This window comes from Catenovulum sp. 2E275, from assembly GCF_025515275.1.
Classification (GTDB): Bacteria; Pseudomonadota; Gammaproteobacteria; order Enterobacterales; family Alteromonadaceae; genus Catenovulum.
Genome location: NZ_JAOPFU010000027.1, coordinates 34,134 through 57,126, shown reverse-complemented (window position 1 = coordinate 57,126; position 22,993 = coordinate 34,134). Strand labels below are relative to the sequence as shown.

General features: G+C 38.6%; 22 protein-coding genes. 5 read left to right on the top strand and 17 right to left on the bottom strand.

Annotated elements, in window-relative coordinates; all coding sequences use genetic code 11:
• Nucleotides 1-406: 406 nt before the first annotated feature.
• The 12 genes from N7931_RS12940 to N7931_RS12885 all read right to left on the bottom strand — a co-directional run bounded on the left by N7931_RS12940 (nucleotide 407) and on the right by N7931_RS12885 (nucleotide 12,509).
• Entirely contained in the window at nucleotides 407-742 is a 336-nt protein-coding gene (locus N7931_RS12940; protein WP_262794629.1) for a DUF3325 domain-containing protein, read from the bottom strand.
• Nucleotides 739-2,859: a PepSY-associated TM helix domain-containing protein gene (locus tag N7931_RS12935; protein ID WP_262794628.1), complete on the bottom strand. Its 2,121-nt coding sequence runs from the start codon at nucleotides 2,857-2,859 to the stop codon at nucleotides 739-741. Before N7931_RS12935 ends, N7931_RS12940 begins: the two co-directional genes overlap by 4 nt.
• A gap of 1 nt (nucleotide 2,860) precedes the next feature.
• The gene (locus N7931_RS12930) at nucleotides 2,861-3,151 is read right to left on the bottom strand and encodes a hypothetical protein (protein ID WP_262794627.1); all 291 of its coding nucleotides are present in this window, start codon (nucleotides 3,149-3,151) and stop codon (nucleotides 2,861-2,863) included.
• Nucleotides 3,152-3,167: 16 nt separating this feature from the next.
• Complete coding sequence (locus N7931_RS12925; protein ID WP_262794626.1) at nucleotides 3,168-4,559, bottom strand: tetratricopeptide repeat protein; 1,392 nt, start codon at nucleotides 4,557-4,559, stop codon at nucleotides 3,168-3,170.
• Nucleotides 4,560-4,573: 14 nt separating this feature from the next.
• Nucleotides 4,574-5,194 carry a hypothetical protein gene (locus N7931_RS12920; protein ID WP_262794625.1) on the bottom strand — a complete coding sequence of 207 codons (621 nt, stop codon included), beginning with the start codon at nucleotides 5,192-5,194 and terminating at the stop codon, nucleotides 4,574-4,576.
• A 21-nt stretch (nucleotides 5,195-5,215) separates the two neighbouring features.
• Nucleotides 5,216-5,623 (bottom strand): ExbD/TolR family protein, encoded by a 408-nt coding sequence (locus tag N7931_RS12915; RefSeq protein ID WP_262794635.1) that lies wholly within the window; start codon nucleotides 5,621-5,623, stop codon nucleotides 5,216-5,218.
• Nucleotides 5,616-6,014 (bottom strand): MotA/TolQ/ExbB proton channel family protein, encoded by a 399-nt coding sequence (locus tag N7931_RS12910; protein ID WP_262794623.1) that lies wholly within the window; start codon nucleotides 6,012-6,014, stop codon nucleotides 5,616-5,618. Before N7931_RS12910 ends, N7931_RS12915 begins: the two co-directional genes overlap by 8 nt.
• Nucleotides 6,011-7,282, bottom strand: coding sequence for a MotA/TolQ/ExbB proton channel family protein (locus N7931_RS12905; protein WP_262794622.1), 1,272 nt, complete (start codon nucleotides 7,280-7,282; stop codon nucleotides 6,011-6,013). The genes N7931_RS12910 and N7931_RS12905 overlap by 4 nt, the downstream gene beginning before the upstream one ends.
• The gene (locus N7931_RS12900; protein ID WP_262794621.1) at nucleotides 7,282-8,076 is read right to left on the bottom strand and encodes a DUF3450 domain-containing protein; all 795 of its coding nucleotides are present in this window, start codon (nucleotides 8,074-8,076) and stop codon (nucleotides 7,282-7,284) included. The genes N7931_RS12905 and N7931_RS12900 overlap by 1 nt, the downstream gene beginning before the upstream one ends.
• Before the next feature lie 58 nt (nucleotides 8,077-8,134).
• Nucleotides 8,135-10,417: a FepA family TonB-dependent siderophore receptor gene (locus tag N7931_RS12895; protein ID WP_262794619.1), complete on the bottom strand. Its 2,283-nt coding sequence runs from the start codon at nucleotides 10,415-10,417 to the stop codon at nucleotides 8,135-8,137.
• A gap of 213 nt (nucleotides 10,418-10,630) precedes the next feature.
• Complete coding sequence (locus tag N7931_RS12890) at nucleotides 10,631-11,461, bottom strand: DUF4198 domain-containing protein (protein WP_262794617.1); 831 nt, start codon at nucleotides 11,459-11,461, stop codon at nucleotides 10,631-10,633.
• 1 nt (nucleotide 11,462) lies between these two features.
• Nucleotides 11,463-12,509: a PepSY-associated TM helix domain-containing protein gene (locus N7931_RS12885; RefSeq protein WP_262794616.1), complete on the bottom strand. Its 1,047-nt coding sequence runs from the start codon at nucleotides 12,507-12,509 to the stop codon at nucleotides 11,463-11,465.
• Between the two features lie 155 nt (nucleotides 12,510-12,664).
• Here N7931_RS12885 and N7931_RS12880 point away from each other — a divergent pair, with 155 nt between their 5' ends.
• Nucleotides 12,665-13,540: a LysR family transcriptional regulator gene (locus N7931_RS12880; RefSeq protein ID WP_262794615.1), complete on the top strand. Its 876-nt coding sequence runs from the start codon at nucleotides 12,665-12,667 to the stop codon at nucleotides 13,538-13,540.
• On the opposite strand, the gene N7931_RS12875 is transcribed toward N7931_RS12880, so the two are convergent.
• Together N7931_RS12875 and N7931_RS12870 are read right to left on the bottom strand one after the other, a co-directional pair.
• The gene (locus N7931_RS12875) at nucleotides 13,526-14,215 is read right to left on the bottom strand and encodes a glutaredoxin (RefSeq protein WP_262794614.1); all 690 of its coding nucleotides are present in this window, start codon (nucleotides 14,213-14,215) and stop codon (nucleotides 13,526-13,528) included. The two genes, N7931_RS12880 and N7931_RS12875, sit on opposite strands and share 15 nt — an antisense overlap.
• 52 nt (nucleotides 14,216-14,267) lie before the next feature.
• Entirely contained in the window at nucleotides 14,268-14,552 is a 285-nt protein-coding gene (locus N7931_RS12870; RefSeq protein WP_262794612.1) for a metal/formaldehyde-sensitive transcriptional repressor, read from the bottom strand.
• An 81-nt stretch (nucleotides 14,553-14,633) separates the two neighbouring features.
• Between N7931_RS12870 and dmeF the strand changes: the two genes are divergently transcribed.
• Nucleotides 14,634-15,614, top strand: coding sequence for a CDF family Co(II)/Ni(II) efflux transporter DmeF (gene dmeF / locus N7931_RS12865; RefSeq protein WP_262794611.1), 981 nt, complete (start codon nucleotides 14,634-14,636; stop codon nucleotides 15,612-15,614).
• Nucleotides 15,615-15,749: 135 nt separating this feature from the next.
• Here dmeF and N7931_RS12860 read toward each other — a convergent pair whose 3' ends face one another.
• The 3 genes from N7931_RS12860 to cynS form a co-directional block, all read right to left on the bottom strand.
• Nucleotides 15,750-17,462 carry a bifunctional protein-serine/threonine kinase/phosphatase gene (locus tag N7931_RS12860; RefSeq protein ID WP_262794610.1) on the bottom strand — a complete coding sequence of 571 codons (1,713 nt, stop codon included), beginning with the start codon at nucleotides 17,460-17,462 and terminating at the stop codon, nucleotides 15,750-15,752.
• Nucleotides 17,463-17,553: 91 nt separating this feature from the next.
• Nucleotides 17,554-18,366, bottom strand: coding sequence for a formate/nitrite transporter family protein (locus tag N7931_RS12855; RefSeq protein ID WP_262794608.1), 813 nt, complete (start codon nucleotides 18,364-18,366; stop codon nucleotides 17,554-17,556).
• 234 nt (nucleotides 18,367-18,600) lie between these two features.
• Nucleotides 18,601-19,041, bottom strand: a complete 441-nt coding sequence (cynS, locus tag N7931_RS12850; RefSeq protein WP_262794607.1) for a cyanase — start codon at nucleotides 19,039-19,041, stop codon at nucleotides 18,601-18,603.
• A 281-nt stretch (nucleotides 19,042-19,322) separates the two neighbouring features.
• Here cynS and N7931_RS12845 point away from each other — a divergent pair, with 281 nt between their 5' ends.
• The 3 genes from N7931_RS12845 (at nucleotide 19,323) to N7931_RS12835 (ending at nucleotide 22,985) form a co-directional block, all read left to right on the top strand.
• Nucleotides 19,323-21,197, top strand: a complete 1,875-nt coding sequence (locus N7931_RS12845; RefSeq protein WP_316250582.1) for a sigma 54-interacting transcriptional regulator — start codon at nucleotides 19,323-19,325, stop codon at nucleotides 21,195-21,197.
• A gap of 99 nt (nucleotides 21,198-21,296) precedes the next feature.
• Nucleotides 21,297-21,587, top strand: coding sequence for a hypothetical protein (locus N7931_RS12840; RefSeq protein ID WP_262794606.1), 291 nt, complete (start codon nucleotides 21,297-21,299; stop codon nucleotides 21,585-21,587).
• Nucleotides 21,588-21,674: 87 nt separating this feature from the next.
• On the top strand, nucleotides 21,675-22,985 hold the full coding sequence (locus tag N7931_RS12835; protein WP_262794605.1) for a TolC family protein: 1,311 nt from the start codon (nucleotides 21,675-21,677) through the stop codon (nucleotides 22,983-22,985).
• The last annotated feature ends 8 nt before the right edge of the window (nucleotides 22,986-22,993 follow it).

The window sequence follows — 22,993 nt, the reverse complement described above, 5'->3', positions numbered from 1 at the left end:
GAAGTCTTAAATCTTCTAATAGTAAATCCGTTGTCTGTTTTTAGTCTGAGAGCCAACGTTCAATAAAAAGCGAACTAAGATCTGTTATTCGCTCAAAGCCGGCCTTAGAGCAGTTACGTGGGCAAAAGTGAGTTAGAGCCAAACGTCCGAAAATGGCACTTTGACTACTGTCAGGTTTAACACTTCAAGTTGGGGCTAATTCACTTTACAGTACATGGAAGTTTAATCGTAACCATCAGCTAATCTACACTTAGCTTTTAATACTCCGGTAGTTCGTCTGGTATTTATAAATGGGAAATCGAAAAATGAAAGCCGGCTTTAACCGGCTTTCATATCAGAGTGTTAACCAACCCGAGTTGGGTTAGTTTACCTGTAGCTTAGTTAAACAATCGGTTTAACCAGAAAATTAGCTGTTAGCCGCTGGTTTTAACAAACGGCCAAAACACAATATTTTCCAGATAATGGCATAAGTTTGAGGCTGGTAAGTAATGCAATACGCAACCATAAAACTGGCGGCCTGTAACATACAAACCCACACAGTTAAGCCAATTTCGGTTTGCCAAAACTGTACGCATAAATACATAGCTACAATTAATAACAACCACGCAATACCGTGGTAAAACCAAAACAATTTTCTGGATAATTCCGCTTTGGGATAAATCAATGAAAAATGTTTACCTACCGACATTGAAAAATGCATAAAGCCGATAAAACATAAAACAAAGGCAACTATAATGCTCATGCTTTACCTCCGGCATTATTTAACTCGTTATCCTGTTCAGAACTGAGATGTTCTTGCGTAGTCTGCTGGGCTTTTTGAGCCTCTCTTGCGGCTTTTGCCTTACGGGCAATTAACGCAGCTTTACTTAATTTTTCATCGGATGTCGGTTTAGTAGCCGTTGAACTGGCTGAAACAGTTGTACTATTTTCAGCTTGCTCCTGCTTTGCTTGAGTCCGGTTAGCCTGCGCAGCTCTTGCTTCTTTAGCTTTACGGGCAATTAATGCGGCTTTACTGGCATTGTCTGATTTAGCCGTTGTTTTAGATTGCGGCTCTGATTTGTCCGTTTTTGGCGTGCGTTTTGGTTTAACCAAGGCAATATAATACACCGCAGCCCAAACTGTGGTTGCAATTAATAAACAACATAAATTAAAACCAAGCCGTAACCAATCACCAGTTTGCAGCGCATAAATTAATCCAACAGGTGAAGTCAATGAATCCAGTACCGGAATTAATGTAAATAAAACCCCAGTGATACTTAACTGCACCAGCCAGTTTTTATTATTTCGCCAGAGTAAACCAGCCACAATACAAACCGCCCAAACACCAAAAAACACGCTAATTTCGAGATGGTCACGCTCAGCCATTTGTGCCGGAATTAACCTGTTAGCCCAAAAATAAGCGCCGCAGGCCACTAATAAACCAGCAATTGTACCAATGTTAGACCCTTTAACTAACTCAAATCCAAATTGGCCAGATTGTTTTTTACTGCGTTTAACTGCCCATAAAATAGAGCCGGTTCCGACCATGATAGTACCCATGATGCCGGCAATAAATAGTAGCCAACGGGTGACTGTATCGGCAAAGCGAGCCTGATGCAGCATATCAAAATAGTTATAAATTGCCTGAGCGGTATTTTCAGCTTCGCGTCCCGGCTCGGTTTTAACCGGCTCACCCGTTTCAATAAAAGTATTATCAAAAGTAATGGTTTCAGAGCCACTTCGGCCAGAGCTTAACGTCACTCGGTTATTACCACGCAGTGCATATTCGGCTTTATCCGTGCCCGGTTCAGAAATACTGATACTGGTTACTTCTGTTCCCCATTTTTGCTCTGCATATAAAAACATTTTTTCAAACGGCGGGGTTTGCGAAAAGTCTTTTTCAACATATTGAACCTGTGGTGCTTCGCCGCCATTGCGATCACCTCTGTGTCTGGGTTCTCCATTCCAAGGTAAAAAAGCACCGGCAATTAATAATAAACCGGAAAAAGTAATCATAATATGAAAGGGTAAAGCCAATACAGCGGTAATCGCATGGCCATCAATCCAAGTTAATAATTTCTTTTTAGGTCTAAAAGCAAAAAAGTCAGTAAATATTTTACGGTGCATAATAATGCCGCTGATAATACCAACCAGCATCATCATGCTCACAATCCCGACTAAAATATAAGCGAGATCTCTGTCCATACCATAAAACATAAAGTGGAAACGGTATAAAAAGTTACCGCCTGCAGTTTCTCTTGGGGTGATTTCTTCTCCGGTTTGAGCATCAATTAACTTGCGCATCCGGCCATTACCACCACGTTGTTCACCTTGCTGGTTTTGTGGTTGAGCATTTTGGCTTGCTTGGCGATTTTGCTGACCATTTTGACGCTCAGTTCGTGCTGAATTATCTGCATTTTGACGGTTTGAACGATTAGCGTTGCCCGCTTGCTGTTCACCATTTTGCATACGGCTTTGTCGATTGCCAGCTTGCCCTTGAGCATTTTCACCACCGCTGTCTCTAACAACAGATTGACGCTCTGCATTTTGTCCGCGACGCTGACGATTGTTTTGTTGAGCTTGCTCAGATACGACAACCGGTTGTTGCCAAGACAGGCTAATCGCCCGTTCTCTTTCATCCGGTAAACTAATTTGCCAGCTGGTTGCCTGCGGTGCATTTGCTTTTAAATAATCGTAAGCCACATAAACTGAGTTTTCATCTGGTGCCGACTGATGTAACTCAGGCTCCATCCAATGATTAATTTCAATTCTGAAAAACGACAATGTACCGGTTAAAAAGATCGCGAATAAAATCCAACCGGCAATAATTGTGCTCCAAGTATGAAGCCATGTCATAGACTGACGTAAACTACCTTTCATCTTATGCCTCGCCAGTCAATAAAACCGCTAACCAAAGTAGCACGTTTAATAAACACATCTGAGTGATAATTTTACGCTCGCTGTTCACAGAGAATGTCCAAATAATGGTCACTGTGTAGCTAATAAAAAATATCATGCGGATAAATACTTCAGATTCGCGTCCATCTAGCCCAGCAAAAGATGCCAGTAGTAAGCTCAGCGCAGCCGATAAACTGTAACCACCAAGGATTGCTAAAATCGTGCGGATACTCACATTAATCGCAGGTTTAGCCAAAAAAGATTCTAATTTCATCAATATATGCTCTGAATTAACCTGTATTTTTAAGCAAATTTTCAAGTGATTTGATATTGGCAACTAAGTCACTTCGAGCTGGATTGCTTTGGTAAACCTTGCGTAAAATATCTAAAGCTTGCTGATAATTTTTTTGATTAATTGCAATTTGAGCTCGGCCTAAACGTGCAGTTTCCTGATATTTAGGCAAAGCCTCTGCCCTAACATAATAAATATTGGCTTTATCTGAATTGTCAGCATTGCGATGAATGCCAGCCAGCATCAGCAAAGCTTCACCAGAAGCCGGATTTTTATCCAAAGCTTGTTCTAACAAACGTCTGGCTTGCTTGGTATTGTTTTGTGATAAAACCAATTTTGCTTCGGTAATATTAAACTCAACCTGTTGACTGGCGGTTAGTTTTTGCTGTTTAACCGCTTTCACTAATTGGCTTAACTCTGTCCAATTTTGTTTGGCGGATAAATAACTGGCAATGCTACTTAACGTTGCAAAAGCTTGCTCATTTTTACTGGCCGTAAAGGTTTTTATATTTTGACTCACAATTTCAACAGCTCTGGCACTGCTACCGTCTGTGATATGCAATTTAGCTAAGGTGATTAAATTATCTAAATCTGAGCCAGCAATTGAGTGTGCAGTTTCTAAACTGCTAATCGCTTTTTTAGGATTGCCCTGCTTTAACGCAATTTGTCCTCTTTGTAGCCAAAGCTGTTTATTGTCTGGCTCGCTGGTCAGCATTTCTTCAATAATATTATTGGCCTGCGCAACCGAATCAGATGCAATATACGCGTACAATAATCCCTGATACCACTGCTTGTTTTCAGGCTCCAGCATCAGCGCATTTTGGTAACCACTAATGGCGGTTACCGGTAAACCTAGCTGTAAATTAACATACGCAAGTTGACCATAAACTTGAGCATCAATTTGCCCTAATTCTATGGTTTTAACTAAATGACGCTGCGCATTTTTATAATCCTGTTTAATCATGTAAACCATGCTCAAACTACTGTGAGCAATTGCTGAGTTAGGCAATGTATTAACCGCAGTTAATAAGGTTTGTTCTGCTTTATCATATTGCTTAGCGCTTAATAAAACTTGGCCTAATAACTCATTTAAACTTGGGCTAAACTCACCGTTAGTTTCAGCGGTGAATTTATCAAATTCAGCGATTACTTTATTGTATTCTTTAGCGCTTAAAGCTGGCTGAATACTATGAATAAACTTACTTTCATCACGCGATATTTTATTACGTCTGTCATTAAATTGAGCCGAATGAGGCCCATTTTTAAGCTCAAATGTCCAGCTTGGATCAGCCAGTTTTACGGTTATTTGATCTGCGTAAACCAGTTTGCTAAATAAGCAACCCGTTAAACCCAGCAATAATATTTTTTTAATATTTAATTTATAATTCATTGTAAAAATTCCAATTAGGCTTCTATCACCACAGGCCAGATAAACCTTGCTCTAACTGCTTGGCTGCCTTTATAAGGAGACGTGAATTTACTGCCAGCAACAAACCGATGAATTTCACGGTTAAGTTCATGGTAAGGGTTTTCAACAATATCAATTAAAGTGACATCGCCTTTTTCATCAATCATCACATCCAGTTTAACCACAACTTTTGTAATGCCCTGACGCTCAAGCCGTTTTGGAAAACGGATTTTAACCGGTGTTAATAACGAAGGTTTGCTATCTAAATCACTCAGTTTATAAGCGTCCCAATCTATCTCTGGCATGTCCCATTTAGTTTGCGTCATTTTAACTTGTGGCATATCCGGCTTTTCTATTTCAATATCCGGATCAACTTTTAAATCGGCCATTTCAATCGCTGCGCCGTCACCTTCAACCTGCATAGTTAACTCAGTCTGCTCGATTACTTGCTGACTTTGTGGTGGCGGCGGTGGCGGAGGTGTGACCGAAATATCAAGTTGGCGCACTTCAAGCTCGGGGGATTTATCGCCAGTTAAGGCGTATCCGATCCATAAAATGGCTAAAGCACTGCCTAAAATACCGGTACTGATTAGGGATGCGTTGATTTTTTTAACCATGCTTAATCTCCTGTAAGTCCGTTATTTTTGAACTAAAGTCGCAATGTTAACGCTGTGAGCGCCTGCTAATTTAGCTTCGTCAATCACTTGTACTAAGGTTTCGGCTGGTACTGCTTTATCAGCCTGAATCACAACAGGTTTATCTTCTGCTATGTTTTGCTCTATCACAGCTCTTACACCACTTACACCAACATTTGCGCCATCAAACATCACTTCGCCGGTATTAGTAATCGCCAGTAATAAAGATTGCTGATCAAGCTTTTGTGCCGAAATTGCCTGAGGTTTATCAACCTCAACTCCGGTTTCTTTAACAAACACAGTAGAGACAATAAAAAATATCAGCAAAATAAACACCACATCCAACAAGGGGGACATATCGATTCCCTGACTTTGCTGGTTTTCCAACCTTCTTTGTAATCGACTAGGCATGGCTAATTTTTCCACCTACTTGTGCTTTTTTAATCGCGGCATTAACAAATACCAATGACAACCAGCCCGGAATCGCCAGCACTAAGCCAAGTTGGGTCGTTAATAACGCATCGGCAATACCACCGCTCACAATCTGGCTATCGACACCAGCGGTCATCATGCCAACAAAACTATCTTGTAAACCGGCAATTGTGCCAAGTAATCCCATTAAAGGTAATGCGCCCACTAATACGTTAGGCAGCATTTGTTTACCACTAATCGTTTGGTCGTCAGCGCCAATCAATTCTTGCTCATTTTTTTGAACATAAAGCAGAAATATTTGCTGATAGGCAAACCAGGCGACAACCAACATCACCCAGCACAACCAGTTAGAGATCATTTGTTCTATCATGATTTTGCATCCTCTTGAGCGTTGGATTTATCATTACTTAATACCAGCGCAAAGCCTTCTAAATCATCGTAATAACGCTTGGCTTTACGTGATAACACCGCATTTAAAATTAATGCCGGAATCGCAACCACTAAACCCAGTTCAGTAGTCACTAATGCTTTGGCGATACCACCAGAGATAACTTCAGGATCACTTGAACCAAATGAGGTCATCATTCTAAAGGTTTCAATCATCCCACTAACCGTACCTAACAAGCCCAATAAAGGTGCAACCGCGGCGGTAATGGCGATGGTATTGGTCCATTTTTCAAGCTGGTGTTTATCATGCTGAAGCTGCATAAATAGCTGGTCGTCTCTGTCGTTAGCATTTACGGCTTGTCTGGCTACGTTATACAGTGCAAGTTGCATACCTTTAAAAGAGGCACTTAGTGTATTGATGGTGTTAACTGAATTAACTCTAACCACTTGTGGTAAGCGCCATAATTGAGCTACTTTAAATAAACAAATAATTGTTGCAATCAAGGCAAATACTAAAATTGGCACAACCCAAATACCGCCTTTAACCACATGCTCAACCATACCTTCTTCAGCTTGCGATTTAGTCACAGCTCGGCCTAAAGTAGGGTCTAATACCAATTCACCCGATTGTGCAGTTAACAAAGTTTGCAAATCGTCATACTGGTTTGAATCTAAATTAGCTTGTGCCGTTAATAAGTTATTTTGCCAACTTGCCAAACCCGCAATTTGATTTTCAGTATCAATAAACCAGTTAACCGGGCCTACGGATAATACGTTTGCCTGAGTTACTTCCCCATTGGTCAAAATCAATTTGCTGGTTTGCCAGTTTGGAATTAATTTTTGCTCCAGTTGAGCTAAATTCTGTTCAACCTGACTTAACTTATCGTTAAAACTTAACTGAGTTAATTGGCTATACGACACGCCTTGTTGTTGTAAAAACCGGTCTAATAAATTGCTTTGAAAAACCTGTTGTTTTTTCCAACTATCTAAGCGGCTTTCTAGTTGAGTTAAGCCAAGCGTGCGTTCATCCATTTTACGACGGGCGACTGCAGTTTTATTGCGAAGCTCTAAAACACTTTGCTCTAATTTAGATAGCGCTTTACTCAGCCTGACAGATTCTTGGTTAATGTTTTTTTCTGTTGCAGCTAAATTACGGTTTGCCTGATTAATTTTATTAACCATATTTTCTTCAAGCTGACCAGCAAAAGCGACAACAGGTAAAAGCAAGCAACTTAATAAAATTTTACGCATTAGTTTTGCTCCTTAACGCCTGATGCTGACAACTGAATTGGTAATTTAACAAAAGATGGCGTTTCGCGTTTTTCATAAATTGCAATGGCTTTTAAAATCGGCTCTGGATCAATTGAGTCATCAAATTGCCAAACCCACTGAGCTTCTTTGACTTTGCCATAACCGCGATATTGTCCGGTTGAATTAGTAAACCAACTCATCCCAGCACCAAGATACAATTGCTTCACCATGACATCTTTACCATCAGGTGCGCTCATCAAGGTTTCATTTATGGTTAGCTGATCATTAAACTGAGCAAGGCGAGATAATTTAGCAATTAATACCTGTAATTGAGCCGAAGCCTGCGCTTGATCATCTAACTGGGCTTGTTCTGCATCCCACAAAGTTTTAACCGGCTCTGGCAAAGCCTGATATTTGCTATCTAACTTAGCTTGTAAGCCAGACAAAGCGTCAGCTAACTGATTTTGCTCAGCTTCCAGTTTATTTTGCTGCTCTAACAGTTCGTTTCGCTTGTTTTCAACATCGTCTTGGTTTTGAGTGCTTTGCGCTAAAATGGCTTCTAATTGTGCTTTTTCGGCTTGTAAAAGTTTAACTCTTTGTTCAAGCGATGGTTTTTGTTGTTGCCAGTTTAAAACTAAGTTGCGCTCTTGCTGCTCAATTTGCAGCCACTTTTCGGTTAAATCATCAATTTGCGAAGTAACAGTTTGGTTTGCCAAACCATTAAAAGAGGCTGAGGTTAAAACCAAAACAGCCGCTAAATTGCGATAAATTGGGTTAAATTGTTTACTTGTCATATACGTAAAAATCTCCTTGCCCAAAATGAGCAAGGAGATTGTTCCCTATCCTTCTAACTTAAAATTGGTAAGTAGCTGATATTAAGAAGCTTCTTCCCGGTTCGTTGTATGTATTTGCACCTGCATTTGATGCCTGCGTACCTTCACGTTTAATTTCAGTATTAATAAAGTTTTTAACTGATAAGTTAAATCTTAAGTTTTCGTTGAACTGATAAATTGAGTTAAAGTTAACTATGGTGTAAGCATCTCTGTCGATTGGTTCTATTTCTGAACCTGATGTGGTGCTTGCTGTTGGACTTTCTGTTTTACCATAATGCTGAGCACTCAAGACTAACTCTAAAGCGTCTGTTGCTTGCCAGCTTAATAATGAGTTAACAGTGTAATCAGGCACTATAGATAAAGGTTGACCGGTTTGTTTGTCTTCTGATTCAAGCATTACCGTAAAGTTAGTTGACCATTCAACTGATTCAGTAATTGGTAATAATAAGTTACCTTCTAAACCAGAAATCACAGCTTCCGGAACGTTATACCATTTAAATACCTGAACCTGACCATTGCTGCCGCCCGGTAATACATACTCAGGAGGCACATTGCCTGTACCAATTTTATCTTTATAGTCGTTATGGAAGTATGTAATGCCTGCATTTAAGCCTGATTCATTGGTATAGTTGATCCCAAGCTCTTTATTAATTGAGGTTTCGTGTGATAAGTCTGGGTTACCAACAATTGAACAACCACTGCCTAAACTTGGAAAATCAACCGGACAACCATTACCACGAGTGGTATAAACATAGTTAGGGTTTAATTGGTATAAATTAGGTGCTTTAAATGCACGGCTAATACCACCTTGAACCACAACATTTGGCGTAGCTTGCCATGAAGCATTTAAACTAGGTGATACATTTGTGCCGGCTTCGCTATGATTATCAAAACGAATGCCCGGTGTTAAAGTAATTGATTCAGATAACATAATGTTATCTTCAACATATAAACCGATTAAGGTTGCATCAGTTTCAGAAGGTCTGTCTTCTGCATCTACAGTGCCTTCAATCTCTTCACCTTCTGCTAAATTGATACCGGATTGGTTACTAATACCATCTTCTAAAGTTTCTTGACGGATCTCAGCACCAAAAGTAGCAGTTTGATTAAAACCTGCTAAGTTAAGTGGAATATTCCATTCTGTTTTTGCGGTAATATTAGCAAGTTTAATCGTAACCATATCCAAACTATTAATGCGGCCTTCACCACCGCCAGCAGCCCCTTCGCCTAAACGCGTATTGGATGTGCCTTCATATTGGATATAGCTGAATGAATCACCAAAATCATAAGTACCATTATGCGTTACCGCAAAAGTACGGCGCTGCATAACTGTGGTTTCTTCACCGATTAAATCATAAGCATCTGTACTTTCTGGATCAGCTTGTTCACTTCCAATTGGGTCACCGTTTTCATCAACTGGTACGTTAATACCCTGAAACGCATTATCTCCAGCATATTCATTGCCCTGACGGCTATAACCAAATTCAAAGTCCCATCTGTGATTTTCATTTTGGTCAAAACGCACTAAAGAACGAAAATCAATGTTTTCTACCCCTTCACGGCCTGCACCCACTTGTTGAGTGAAGTTACCCTCATCATCTGCATCATTTTCAGCAAAATCTAAGTTTAATTCAGGATCATCAGCTTCTTGCTTGTTATAACTCAACACCGTACGTTGTGAAAAACGCTCAGTTAATGGTGAACTGCTAACAATATTGATTCTCTTATTACTACCTTCATATTCGTTTTCTGGAATTTCAGTTTGTAAAGTGATTGAAGTTGAAGCGACTTCTGGTGATTTAGTAATAATATTAATCACACCACCAGATGCACCAGAGCCATAACGCGCAGCCGCCGGACCACGAATGACCTCAATGCTTTCAATTGCTTCAGGCGGAACCCAGTTGCTATCACCTTGGGTATTTCTTTCACCCGAACGGCCCATTTTTACTGAGTTACGAGATAATACAGGTTTACCATCAATTAAAATTAAGGTGTTTTCAGGCCCCATACCACGAATATCAATTTGACGTTTATTACCATACTGACCTGAGCTTGAATTACCTGTTAAGTTAATACCCGGCATGGTTTTTACCAATTCAGCAATATCATTGGTTACAGGACGACGCTTAAATTCTTCTTCAGTAATAACAGATACACCTTGAGCTTGTTTTAACTCTTCTGATGCAGCTTGTACTACTGTTGTTTCTAAAGTTTCTAATTCTTCTTCTGCGGCAAAAGCATTTGAAGATAAAGCCGCCGTAACAGCCGTAAACAAAAGCGTTTTTTTAGTATTAAACATTCATATTTCCTAGTTGCGCGTGAAAACAAAACACCAAAACAAAGATAAAGGCAAATAATAAGCATTATCACTTGTAGTGTTTTTTTTATTTTAAATAAATAACAGAAGCCAATTTTCTAAACTCAATATTAAAAATTAATCCCAATATTTAGCTCAACATATCAATAAACCTGCTGAAAGATAAATCAGCTTCTGTTGGCGATTAATTAAAAATTAAATAGCCTGAACTTCAAATACTGCCGAGTAACTTGCACTTCGTTCTTGTGCTGGTGCAGCAGCTTTATCATCTGAGTATTCAAGTTCTAACCAATATAAACCAGCTTCTTTAAAGTTAACTTCAAAGTTACCTTTATCGTCTGTTTTAATTTTTAAAGCTTTACTGTCGTTACGATATTTTTCACCATCTTTAACAATAACAATGTCACCGCCACTGATTGGCTTACCGTCTAAAACAAATTGAAATTGAGCTGCTTCACCCACGTATAAATCGGTAGGATGCGTTTTTGCATTTAACTCAATCCCTTTACCGGTTGATTTAATGGTAGATGGCTCACCTAAAGTGACAAATACTTCTATACGGCGAGAAGACTCAACCACTTTTAAGTCTGTTGCATTTTTTGGAACTGATTTGTTAAACCCTTCGATAGTGCCAACTTCACCACGACCCGGCCAGCGTTGGCGTTTACCTTCATCATCTTTCCATGATGCAGTTAAACTTTGGCTTGCACCAAACACCTGATAAGTTCCCTGCTCGGTTAACTCTAAATCAAACACGCTGCGGTATTTCAATTTAGCGGCATTTTGTAATTCTACTTCTTTGCCTGATGGCGAAAGCGCTTTTAGATAATTTAATCCAAGCGGAAAGTGATCAGCAAAAAAGATAACATTAGCCACGGCGGCATCAAAGGTAACCCACTCAGACTCACCAGAAACAACAGTTGTACTTGGTTTAATCCAAACACGGTGCGCATTAGCGATATTTGATTGTAATAAACCAACAGCCAAAGAGGCTGCTACTAAGCTTTTTATCATTTTATTTTTCATGTTATGGCTCCAAAATAAGTTTTAGTTCGTCCAGTTCACGTTTGCCTGAAACAGTTAATGTTTGTGATTGAGTAATTGGCAAACTAAATTCAACGCTAATGGCTTCACGACCACCTAATTCACGTGCAGCTTCAGCGTATAAAAAGTATTTACCGGCGGGTAATTCGGCTAATTGAGTTTTAAATGGCGTTAAATTAATGCTGGCGGTGCCTGGTCTGCGAGTTGCGCCAGTTAAACCGTCAATTGGCAAATCTAAACCACGACCACTTTTACGCCACCATAAACGTAAATCTTTAAGCCATTTTTCCCCTTCGTCATTTTTCATTTGGTAGTCATACCAAACCGCAATGTCTAAAACGCGTTTTTGTTGTTCATTTGCAACCCAAACCGCTACATAAGGTGCGTGATATTCTGCAACATTTAGTCTTGGGATAGTCACTTGAATTTCATTTGCATGAGCACAGCTTGGCACTAATAAAATAGCCGGAATAAATAAACCGGATAAAACCAGTGGCCAAGTAGACTTGCGCCCTTTTGCATAGCGTTTTAATAAAATTAAGCCTGTTACAGAAAAGAAAATACAGGCCAGAGCAAAAATATCGATAAACCACCTCCATATTAAATTTGTATTACGACCTTTATGCAGATCGTTTAAATAAGCGATAGCGCCTCTGTTAGTTGCTTCCTGATAGAAGTCACCCGTTTCCAGATCTACTGTTAGCCACTTATCGCCTCCGGCTCTTGGCATTGCAATATAAAGCTCATAATCACTCCACTGTGGTGCTACATCTGTTGGCAAGTTTTTACCTGTTGTTTGCTCATACCAAGTTAAAAAACCTTGTGATAAATTTTGCTTTTTAAGTTGAGTTAACAAAGCTTGTGGTAATTGTGCCTCTAGTTGTGTAACAACTGGCTTGCCTTCAATATCGGCTGCATGATTCAGCGTTATCCCAGTAACCGAAAATAGCACCATACCTATCAGACAAATTGCAGAACTAATCCAGTGTAAATTTTTAGCATTCACACTACGGGGTAATTTAAAACTCACTTTATATAAATCCGTAAACAATAGATTGGAGCACTATTTTAATGTAATTCCGACAAGGACACAAATGATAATGGTTATCAGTTTTGATTGCATTTTATTCCGCATTCGTCATAAGATAAATACATTATTGATTATCTGTTTCATAAAAAATTATTATGATTAATCCTTTATGGCTGAAAACATTCAGAAAAGTATGTGAAATTAAAAGCTTTACCAAAGCAGCTGAGCAACTCAATATTACCCAAGCGGCAGTGAGTCAGCATATTCGGCATTTAGAAAAAAACTTTGGTGAACTGCTACTCAGGCAAAGCAGGAAAATAGAACTCACCCCCAGAGGGAGTATTTTGCTTGAATATTGTATGGAGTTAATTCAGGTTAATAATAAATTAAATGTCAGAATGTCTGAATCGTCTGAGATTAGTGGGGCAATTACGTTTAGTTGTCCGGGGAGTATTGGCCTGAGACTTTATCCTTTAATGTTAAATTTCCAGCAAAATAATCCGACAATTCAAATACATAACCGTTTTGCTCCCGACCAAGATGTATTAGAAAAAGTACTTACGAATCAAGTTGATTTTGGTTTAACCGGCACCAAACCGGACGACCCTAAAATAAAATCAGAAGCCTTTTGTAAAGAAGAACTGGAGCTGATTGTGCCTGCAAACTTTCAGGGTAATGATTGGCCCAGTTTATCTGAATTAGGTTTTATTGATCACCCCGATGGTAAAGCGATGTTAAGCCGCTTATGCAGCCGTTTATGTAGTGAAAGTTATTCTTTGTCTGAGCTACCGGTTAGCGGCTTTAGTAATCAAATTAGTTTAATTTTAGAACCGGTCGCTCGCGGTTTTGGTTTTACTGTATTACCAAGATACGCCAGAGAAGCCTTTAATGATCAAACCAAAATTAAAGTGCTTAATCAGGATCGAGCTGTGGTTGATACCATTTGGTTAATTTACCGCTCTGAATGGCCTTTGCAATCTAAAGCTAAAATCGCCATTGAGTATTTGCGGGAATCGTTAAACCAAAAATAATCCGCATGGGATCAGGAGTAATAAAGGTTCAACAAAACTTAAAATACTCAGCGGCAAAGGATAATGCCCGCCGACACTGCCGCAATTAAATCTGTGTTTATCTATAAATAAACTTTTAACAATGCTGCCAATGCCAAGTAATCCAAATAATATAGCAATGATACAAATAACCGGGTGAAATAGCCCGGCTAATATTGCAAATCCGGCAATGAGTTGAATGAAAGGAAAAATAAAACCATAAGCAGGCAGCTTTTTGGCAATCATATCGTATTGCTTAAATCTAAAGACAAACGCTTTCAGATCCATTAATTTTAAGGTCGCAAATAAGCTTAATCCTATCCCTAAAAAGCCTTTTAACCCTAATCCTAATACAAAACTTAATAAACCCGAAAACCCGAGCAAAATCACTAAACTTAAATATTGGGTTTGATTTTCGCCGTGTTCAATTGGTGCATTAAAATATCGCTGTAGCTCTCTGTATCCGCCAATATGTTTGCCATCAATAAAAATTTGAGGTGTGGTGGTAACCGATAATTCTTTTTTAAATTGCAGCTCTTCATCTTTGGAATCAAATAAATGATCCTGATAACTTACTTGATGTTGATCAAGCAACTGAACTGCTTTTTGTCCCCACGGACACATTTTTTTTCGGTAAATACGGTTTTGAGCCTGCACAGCTTCTCAGCCCTTTTGAAGAAAACTTGGCTGAGTTTATCCCAATAAAATATTATTTTACATAGGTTTTTAAAACATTGATAACTTGGTCAAGTTCCTGCGCTCTTTGTTGTTCAGAAAGTTCTACAACCCCTAAATGTTCACGTAAATGATCTTCTAATACTTCCATCATTAATCCATTAACCGCCCCTTTTAATGCGGCAATTTGTTGTAATACTTTCATACAATCAGCCGTTTCATCTGATTCCTGCGTTAACATTTTTTCCAGCCCTTGCGCCTGCCCTTTTATTTTACGAATACGGGTTAATAACTTTTTATTATGAATAGTATGTGCCATTTAGATTCCGGATTGATTTATTCTATACTGGGGTATAGTATATTTATGAAAATATTTTATGCAAGGTACAAAATTAAACTTATGTCGCAACCACATCACTCACCAAATGAATCAATTAACTGCATTCATCAGAGCCACTTTCATCAAGATCATGATAAACAAGGCAAAAAAGTCTGGCTGGTCTTGATTTTAACTTTAGTCACTATGGTCGTTGAAATTGGGGTTGGGCTTTGGTCTGGCTCAATGGCCCTACTAGCTGACGGCTGGCACATGAGCACACATGCAGCCGCATTTACTATCACATTATTTACTTATTGGTACGCTAATAAACATAAAAGTAATCAAGCCTTTAGCTTTGGTACTGGAAAAGTGACCGCGTTAGGTGGATTTGCCAGTGCGATTGGTTTAGCAATTGTTGCGCTATTGATGGCAGCTGAATCAATTGAGCGAATAATCAATCCAAATGCGATTCATTTTAATGAAGCAATTGGAGTAGCGATTATCGGTTTGCTGGTTAATATTGCTTCGGTATTTATTTTACATGACGATCATCACCATCATGATGCTCATTCACATCAACATGGCCATAATGATCATCATCATGAACATTCACACCACCATGGTCACGACCATAATTTAAAAGCGGCTTATTTTCATGTATTAGCGGATGCACTTACCTCCATCCTAGCCATTTTAGCTTTATTAGCCGGTAAATATTTTAATATTATCTGGATGGATGCGGTTATGGGCATAATCGGTGGTTTGATCATTTTAAAATGGGCTTATAACTTGGTTTGCCAAACCAGTGAAACCTTGCTGGATAAAGCAGTTGAATTAGAAGCAAGTGATGAAATAAAAACCCGTTTAGCTAAACAGTTTGATGCACAAGTGACAGATTTTCATATTTGGCGATTGGCGGATAAACATAATGCGTTAATTGTTTCACTACAAGCAAAGACGGATTCCAGTGTAACCGTTGAGCAGGTAAAAACATATCTGAAACAAGCACTGCCTAAAATTTCTCACGCGACAGTTGAGATCCAATTTAATCGCCAAGCCTGATATTTAAAAACGCAGACAGCGCAAGTTAAATAGAAAAGTAACAGGCTTACTTTTCTATTTTGCTTTATCTGTTTAGTTCTTGTTTTGCTTTTCTCCCTTTTCTTCTTTAGGTACTAGCCAATTTTTATATAGCCATTATCCCCAATAAAACTGAGCGATTAATACAACCGTTAAAATTACACTGATGCTCTGCCAGAACATGACAGGGTCTCTTTCAATTAAAGGCGGTTTACTACGTGCTAAAAAATGTTTATTTGGATGATGTAAATCAAATACAAATTCAGATAACTCGCTGTAACGTTTCCACGGGTCAATTTGTAAGGCTTTTTTTAACGCATCATCTACCCACGCAGGACATTCGGATTCATCACTAATTAAACTTTTATAACTAAATTTATTTTGTGCTGAGCGGCTTTTGGCTTGTGAAATTTGGTTGGAATAAGGAAACGCCCCTGTCAGCATTTGGTAAGTGATGACAGCTAAAGCAAAAATATCCGACCTTTGGGTACCGGCCTGCCCTAAAAAATATTCGGGTGCTGAATACCTTAATGTACCTCGGGTAATTTCTTCGCTGTTAACTTCCGTCACACCGGCAATATAAGTTGAGCCAAAATCGATAATTTTTACCGTGTTATGATTATCTATCATAATATTTTGTGGTCTCAGATCCTGATGCACCATTTCTTGACGATGAAATGCCTGCAAACCATCTGCAATTTGGCTAACAATATGACGAACTTGATTTAAGCTGGGTTTAGGGTTATCGCGCATCCATTGATCTAAATTTTGCCCTTCAATATATTCAGTCACTAAATAAGCATATTTTTTTTGCCGCTGGCTCACAATGCCACTCACCACATTGGCATGGTTAACCCGTTTTGCAATCCAGTCTTCGAGCATAAATCGCTCTAAATACAGCGAATCATTTGCTTGTTCAGTAGAGGGAATTTTTAGCGCCACTTGTTGATTATTTTCTAAATCTTGAGCAAGGTACACATGGCTGCGACTACTAATATAAAGCTGGCGAATAATTTGATAACCCTCAAATTTCATCCGAGGGTTAAGCTGAGGCGGCATATTAAGCTGGCTAATATCGAGTGGTTTAAATCCTATTTGATTAGCGTTTAACTGTTCTACTTTTACCAGTTGAATGCTCAAATTATCATTGCTGCTATTTTTCAGCGCTTTTGCCATTAACTCATCTGCGCTCGTTTGTAATCGGGTAGATTGCTTTAAGTGATGGCTAATTTCATCCGGCGTTAAAAACTCATAAATACCATCAGTTGCCAACATAAAAATATCACCCTGAGCTAAATCTATTCGCTGATAATCAATTTCAACTAATTGATTAATTCCTAAGCCTCTGGATAAATAACTTTGCTCAGATGAAACGTATTTACGGTGATCTATGCTTAATTGAGTTAACTCACCTTGCCGTAACTGATAAATTCGGGTATCTCCGGCATTAAATACATGAGCGCACTCAGGAGTGATAACCAGTACACTCACAGTGCAAACATACCCTTTATCTTTATTATATTTATACGGGCTATTTTGAGTTTGCGCATAAACCCAAGTATTAATTGATTTAAGCACCTTAAATACCGAGCTTTCGACACTCCATAAATCTGGCGTGCAATAATAATCTTCCAAAAAAGCTTGTACCGCAGCCTGACTAGCAAGCTGGCTGACCGAGCTTGAGCTAATGCCATCAGCCATAATAAAAGATGCGCCTTTTATCGCAACAACCGGCTCTTTAGGAATATGCTGGCCAAGATAATCCTGATTAATCGCTTTAACCCCTTTGCTGGTAGCACTGGCTGTCGATAAAATTAAAGTTTGCTGCATAATTGCCTAAATGTTTATTTATTGCTTATAAAAAACAAAAAGCTCTGCGAGTTAAATTAACTGGCAGAGCTTTAACGAAATATTTTAAAAATTAAGCTAACTTACGCTCTGGAGATGTTCTCACATGCGTTAAATATAAAGGTAAACCAACCAGTAAAAACCCACCAACTAAGTTACCTAACGCGGTTGGAATTTCGTTCCAGATTAAATAATCCATTACGGTGAACTCACCACCCATAATCATAGAGAATGGGAATAAAAACATATTTACAATTGAGTGTTCAAAACCCATAAAGAAGAACAGCATAACCGGCATCCACATTGCGGCCATTTTAGCACCCGCCGAAGTTGAAATCATAGCACCAACAACCCCCATTGATACCATCCAGTTACACAACATGCCACGGATAAAAATAGTAAACCAACCGGCAATCCCATGTTCCTGATAACCAACCGTTCTGGATTCCCCTATCGCACTAACTTTAGCGGCAATATCGCCCCCATCAATTGAATAACCATAAGTTAAAATAAACGACATAAAAAAGGCGGTGGTTAAAGCGCCAGCAAAGTTACCGCAAAAAACCAAACCCCAGTTACGCATTAAACCACCAAAAGTAACGCCGGGGCGTTTATCAATTAATGAAAGCGGAACCAAAGTGAACACCCCGGTTAACAAGTCAAATTTCATTAAATACAACATAATAAAACCGACCGGAAATAACACAGCGCCAACTAACGGACTACCGGTTTTAATGGCAACTGTAATTGCAAAAATTGCAGCTAAACCTAAAATGGCGCCCGCCATAAAAGCACGGATAAAAGTATCTTTGGTTGACATAAATACTTTTTGTTCGCCAGAATCAACCATTTTGGTGACAAATTCACTGGGTTCGATGTAAGCCATATCTGTTCCTCGTTGAAATAATTAATTTAATACGCCTTTGTATTTGGCTGGTTAGTTTTAAAGTTTTACTCAAACTTGTATTCCCAAGGTTGAAATAGCAAAGCTAATGCCAAATAATTTAAGGTATTGTATTTAAATGATTTTTATCTTTATTTTGGTTTTTTAATCAACTTTTTAAAAGTAAAAGCGGGTGCGTACCCATTTATTATCGGGAAACCGCACCAACTTAATGCATTACCAAGTTTTATAAGGTAAAAACTTACCATCGAGCGTTAAAATAACTCTGTCCCCTTTTGGATCTTCTTTTTTATCAACCTGCATGGTGAAATCAATTGCACTCATAATGCCATCACCAAACTTTTCTTGAATGACTTCTTTTAGAGTATCGCCATACACACCAACCACTTCATACAGGCGATAAATTAACGGATCTTGCGGAATTGCCTCATCCCATGTTTTAGTCGGAAATTCAGCCAACACTTTAATCGCTTCTTCCGGTAAACCTAAAAACTCAACTAATTTAGCCCCAATCTCTTTAGGGCAACTGTTCATCCCTAAACAAACCGATGTTGTCCAAACAACTGACATCCCAATTGCATCAGCAATAGCCTGCCAGCTTAATTCTTTCTCGGCTTTAATGGCGAAAATCGCTTCTGTTACATCTAATTTTTTCATTTCTACTTCCTCTTTTATTTAAATAAAGTTTTAATTTTGTGTTTATGAGCACAGCTTTTATTTTCTTGCTTCATATATTCATTAGCGAGAGTCGTGCCAACCTTAAACTTAAATGTAAGCGTTTGTTTTTATTTGCTTTTATAAAAAAACCAAACAAACCAAATGGAACTAAATTTCGTGCTAAACGGTTTTTCGTGATCAAAACAACGAAAAATCGTTTGATGGAACAAATATTGAATAATTAATTTAAATGAGTTTTTAAATACGAAATGAGTGACATAATGGATAAAAATAGTGCAAAAATAATTAATTCAAACGAAGAGTTATTTGAATATGCGCCAGCAGCTTTGTTATTAATCGATCCTGTACATGACAAACTAAAAAAGGTGAATTACTCAGCAGTAGAACTATTTCAGTTAGACAAACAAAATTTAGTTAATACAAAACCCAGTGCACTATTTAAAAATTGTATTGGGTTACTACATTGCTTTAGCGAGCAAGTAATTACCCAAAACGAAGCATGGTCAAGTGAACTTTATATAAAACACTTCGAAACAAAACTATTTTTAGATATTAAAGCTAAATATTTGCCGCCTTATATTTTATTTAGTTGTGAAGATAGCCAACTCAACTTTAAACATAAATCACAAGCCAGTGCTCAAGCGTATTATCAATCCGGATTGACAAACTGGACACAACACAAGTCAGTATTTGATGAAATGGAAAGACATAATCAACTTCTTCTCTCTGCCGTCGGTGATGGTATTTATGGTGTCGATGCAAATGGTTGTACAACTTTTGTAAATCAAGCTGCGGAGCAAATTTTAGGCTGGCGTAAAAATGAAATTACCGGAAAAAAAATTCATGACATTATTCACCATAGTCATGGAGATGGTGATATTTACCATTCACAGCACTGCCCTATTTATGCATCATTTCGTGATGGGAAAGTACATATTATTGAAGATGAAGTATTCTGGCATAAATCAGGAGAAGCTATTCCGGTCGAATATACCAGCACCCCCGTTACCGATAGAGGAGAATTAGTAGGTGCTGTTGTGATATTTCGTGATATTACAGAACGTAAAAAAACACAGGAAAAACTACTCCATGCACTTGATGAAATCGCCTCGCTTAAACAAAAGCTTGAAGTAGAAAATGCTTATCTATTAGAAGAGTTAAATGCCGATTTTAACCATCATAGAATTATAGGGCAAAGTGCTGTATTGCAACGACTGGTTCAACAAATTGAATTAGTCGGCCCAACTAGTGCTAACGTTTTAATCATTGGGGAGTCTGGCACAGGTAAAGAACTGATCGCCAGAGCATTACATGAAAGCAGTGAACGCAAATCACGGCCATTAATAAAAGTAAACTGTGCAGCAATACCAGCTGAGTTATTTGAAAGTGAGTTTTTTGGCCATATAAAAGGCGCTTTTTCAGGCGCGATAGCTGAACGCACAGGCCGATTTGAGCTGGCTGATGGCGGTACGATATTTTTAGATGAAATTGGTGAACTTCCATTGCAATTACAGGGGAAGTTATTACGTGTATTACAAGAGCAACAGTTTGAACGAGTTGGAGATTCTAAAACCCGAAATGTTGATGTTCGCGTCATTGCTGCAACTAACCGTGATTTAAAACAATTAGTTGAAGATAAAAAATTTCGGGAAGACCTCTATTTTAGATTAAACGTGTTTCCGATTGATTCACCGCCACTTAGAAGCCGTATAGATGATATTCCTATGTTACTGACCCATTTTGTCAATAAAGTCTGTAAAAAACTAAACCAACCTAAACCGAGTATCAGTATGTCACAGATGCAACATCTGCAAAATTATGATTGGCCTGGTAATATCCGGGAATTAGAAAATATTATTGAACGTCAAGTGATTTTAGCCAAAGGTGGTAAACTCGACTTTAGCTTTTTAGCTATAAATCAGCCAAAATATAATCAAATCACCCCTTCTTCAATTTCGCCAGAGCTGATGACTAATCACCAATACCAAGCATTAGAAGTGATTAATATTAAAAAGGCTCTCAAACAAAGCAAAGGCAAAATTTATGGTGACAAGGGGGCTGCTGAGTTATTAGGCCTAAAACCCACCACGCTTGCTTCTAAAATAAAAAAGTATCAAATTAGCCGTACAATTTGATTTTTAAACAAAACCGATGTTAGGATTAACACAGTTATATTTTATTGAGTAATTCGGTTGAAATACGCTTGGCTTTTAATATTTTTTGCAGCTTTAATTATGCAAACAACCAATGCGTTGGTTGAAGTGCACGATCTGCAATTGAATCAAGCGCATCTAACCGCAGAACATATTCATCTAGACTCAACCGATCATTCAAATCACGACCATAAACAAAATTCCGACTGTAATCACTGTTGCCACTGCCATAAAATCAAAACATTCAGGTTAGAAACTCAAACTCAGCGAGATTTGATTGCACTTTATTTTGATAAAAAGTCAGATATTTCCGAATTTATTCCTAGCCAAGCGCCGTCTGCACTTTTCAGACCCCCAAAACAAATCAGTTAATCCCGATTTCATTGCTCGTATAGAGCTTTAATTTTTCAGCAGCTTAGCCTTCTTTCAGGCTAGAGTTTGCTTTATAGGATTAACACCATGATATTTAAAAGATTTAATTTTTTAAGCTTACCTTTAATTAACGTTTTAAGTTTAAAAAATAGCATAAAAAGTCTGGCATTAGGTTTGGTTATTTTCAGCCAGCTTAGTTATGCCGAACCACTCACGCTAAAAGATGCAATTAATAAAACCTTAAAACAGCACCCCAGTTTGCAGGTTTTTAAATTTAAACAAGCCCAATTCAATGCTGAGCGAGAACAAGCCAAACTGACTCCGGCCACTCAGTTAAGTCTGGATGGTGAAAATTTATTTGGCAGCGGTGATGCCCGTTTATTAAAAAGTGCAGAGCTGAGTCTGGCCATTTCATCTGTGCTTGAACTGGGCGATAAACTCAATGCCAGAGTTAAGTTTGCCGATGCGAATATGCAACAAGCCATGATTGGACAAACAGTCACTCAGCTTAATTTAGTCAACCAAGTTACTCAGGATTATATTTTAACCTTGGGGGCACAGGAAAAAGTGAAGCTGGCGCAAAAAGCACAAAAATTGTCGCAACAAGTGCTAGAAAAAATACAAACCCGTGCTCAGGCTGGCGCTTTACCTCAGGCAGAAGTAAGCAGTGCCAAAGCCAATTTAATTCAAACTGAACTTGAGCTTGAGTTAGCCAAACAAAGTTTTGATTATTCAAGTACCAACCTCAGCTTAAACTGGCAACAAAATTTATCTCACCGCCCTGCTCAATTTGAGCAACTGACCGGAAGTTTATATCAATTTGGTCAAGCCAGTAGTTTTGCAACTTTGTTTAATCAATTGATGAAAAATCCGCAAGTACAGGTATTAATGGCAAGCCAAAGAGCTAAACAAGCTGAGCTTGAATTGGCTAAAACACAATCGCAGGCAGATTTAAGCTGGCAGCTTGGGGTTAAGTATGAAAATGCGCCAAATGATGCTTCGTTTATTGCCGGCATCTCAATACCGCTGGCGCAAAGTGTCAGAAATGAAGCCAGCTTAAAAGCGATTGCCGCAGAGCGAGAGCAGCTGTTGGTAAATCAAAAAACTTTATTGCTCGCTTTACATAATCGCCTGTTTAAAGCTTACAGTTTAAGAGAGCAACATATTAGCGCAGCTAACAAACTGCGGGAGCAAATTATCCCTATGTTACAGCTTGCTCTGGAGCAAACGCTGGATGCTTATCAATTGGGCCGTTATTCGTACAGCCAATGGTTTACTGCTCAACAAAATCTGCTTAATGCAGAAAAGTCTTTAATCACTCATGCAGAGCAAGCCCTAATTCAAACGGCTGAAATAGAAAGCATTACCGGCCAGAGCTTATTAACGTCAATGAACTAATTCATGGC

Bases quoted from the DNA above. Each gene is read 5' to 3' on its own strand.
- N7931_RS12940 (WP_262794629.1), bottom strand. From the start codon at position 742: ATGAGCATTATAGTTGCCTTTGTTTTATGTTTTATCGGCTTTATGCAT.
- N7931_RS12935 (WP_262794628.1), bottom strand. From the start codon at position 2,859: ATGAAAGGTAGTTTACGTCAGTCTATGACATGGCTTCATACTTGGAGC.
- N7931_RS12930 (WP_262794627.1), bottom strand. From the start codon at position 3,151: ATGAAATTAGAATCTTTTTTGGCTAAACCTGCGATTAATGTGAGTATC.
- N7931_RS12925 (WP_262794626.1), bottom strand. From the start codon at position 4,559: ATGAATTATAAATTAAATATTAAAAAAATATTATTGCTGGGTTTAACG.
- N7931_RS12920 (WP_262794625.1), bottom strand. From the start codon at position 5,194: ATGGTTAAAAAAATCAACGCATCCCTAATCAGTACCGGTATTTTAGGC.
- N7931_RS12915 (WP_262794635.1), bottom strand. From the start codon at position 5,623: ATGCCTAGTCGATTACAAAGAAGGTTGGAAAACCAGCAAAGTCAGGGA.
- N7931_RS12910 (WP_262794623.1), bottom strand. From the start codon at position 6,014: ATGATAGAACAAATGATCTCTAACTGGTTGTGCTGGGTGATGTTGGTT.
- N7931_RS12905 (WP_262794622.1), bottom strand. From the start codon at position 7,282: ATGCGTAAAATTTTATTAAGTTGCTTGCTTTTACCTGTTGTCGCTTTT.
- N7931_RS12900 (WP_262794621.1), bottom strand. From the start codon at position 8,076: ATGACAAGTAAACAATTTAACCCAATTTATCGCAATTTAGCGGCTGTT.
- N7931_RS12895 (WP_262794619.1), bottom strand. From the start codon at position 10,417: ATGTTTAATACTAAAAAAACGCTTTTGTTTACGGCTGTTACGGCGGCT.
- N7931_RS12890 (WP_262794617.1), bottom strand. From the start codon at position 11,461: ATGAAAAATAAAATGATAAAAAGCTTAGTAGCAGCCTCTTTGGCTGTT.
- N7931_RS12880 (WP_262794615.1), top strand. From the start codon at position 12,665: ATGATTAATCCTTTATGGCTGAAAACATTCAGAAAAGTATGTGAAATT.
- N7931_RS12870 (WP_262794612.1), bottom strand. From the start codon at position 14,552: ATGGCACATACTATTCATAATAAAAAGTTATTAACCCGTATTCGTAAA.
- dmeF (WP_262794611.1), top strand. From the start codon at position 14,634: ATGTCGCAACCACATCACTCACCAAATGAATCAATTAACTGCATTCAT.
- N7931_RS12860 (WP_262794610.1), bottom strand. From the start codon at position 17,462: ATGCAGCAAACTTTAATTTTATCGACAGCCAGTGCTACCAGCAAAGGG.
- N7931_RS12855 (WP_262794608.1), bottom strand. From the start codon at position 18,366: ATGGCTTACATCGAACCCAGTGAATTTGTCACCAAAATGGTTGATTCT.
- cynS (WP_262794607.1), bottom strand. From the start codon at position 19,041: ATGAAAAAATTAGATGTAACAGAAGCGATTTTCGCCATTAAAGCCGAG.
- N7931_RS12845 (WP_316250582.1), top strand. From the start codon at position 19,323: ATGGATAAAAATAGTGCAAAAATAATTAATTCAAACGAAGAGTTATTT.
- N7931_RS12840 (WP_262794606.1), top strand. From the start codon at position 21,297: ATGCAAACAACCAATGCGTTGGTTGAAGTGCACGATCTGCAATTGAAT.
- N7931_RS12835 (WP_262794605.1), top strand. From the start codon at position 21,675: ATGATATTTAAAAGATTTAATTTTTTAAGCTTACCTTTAATTAACGTT.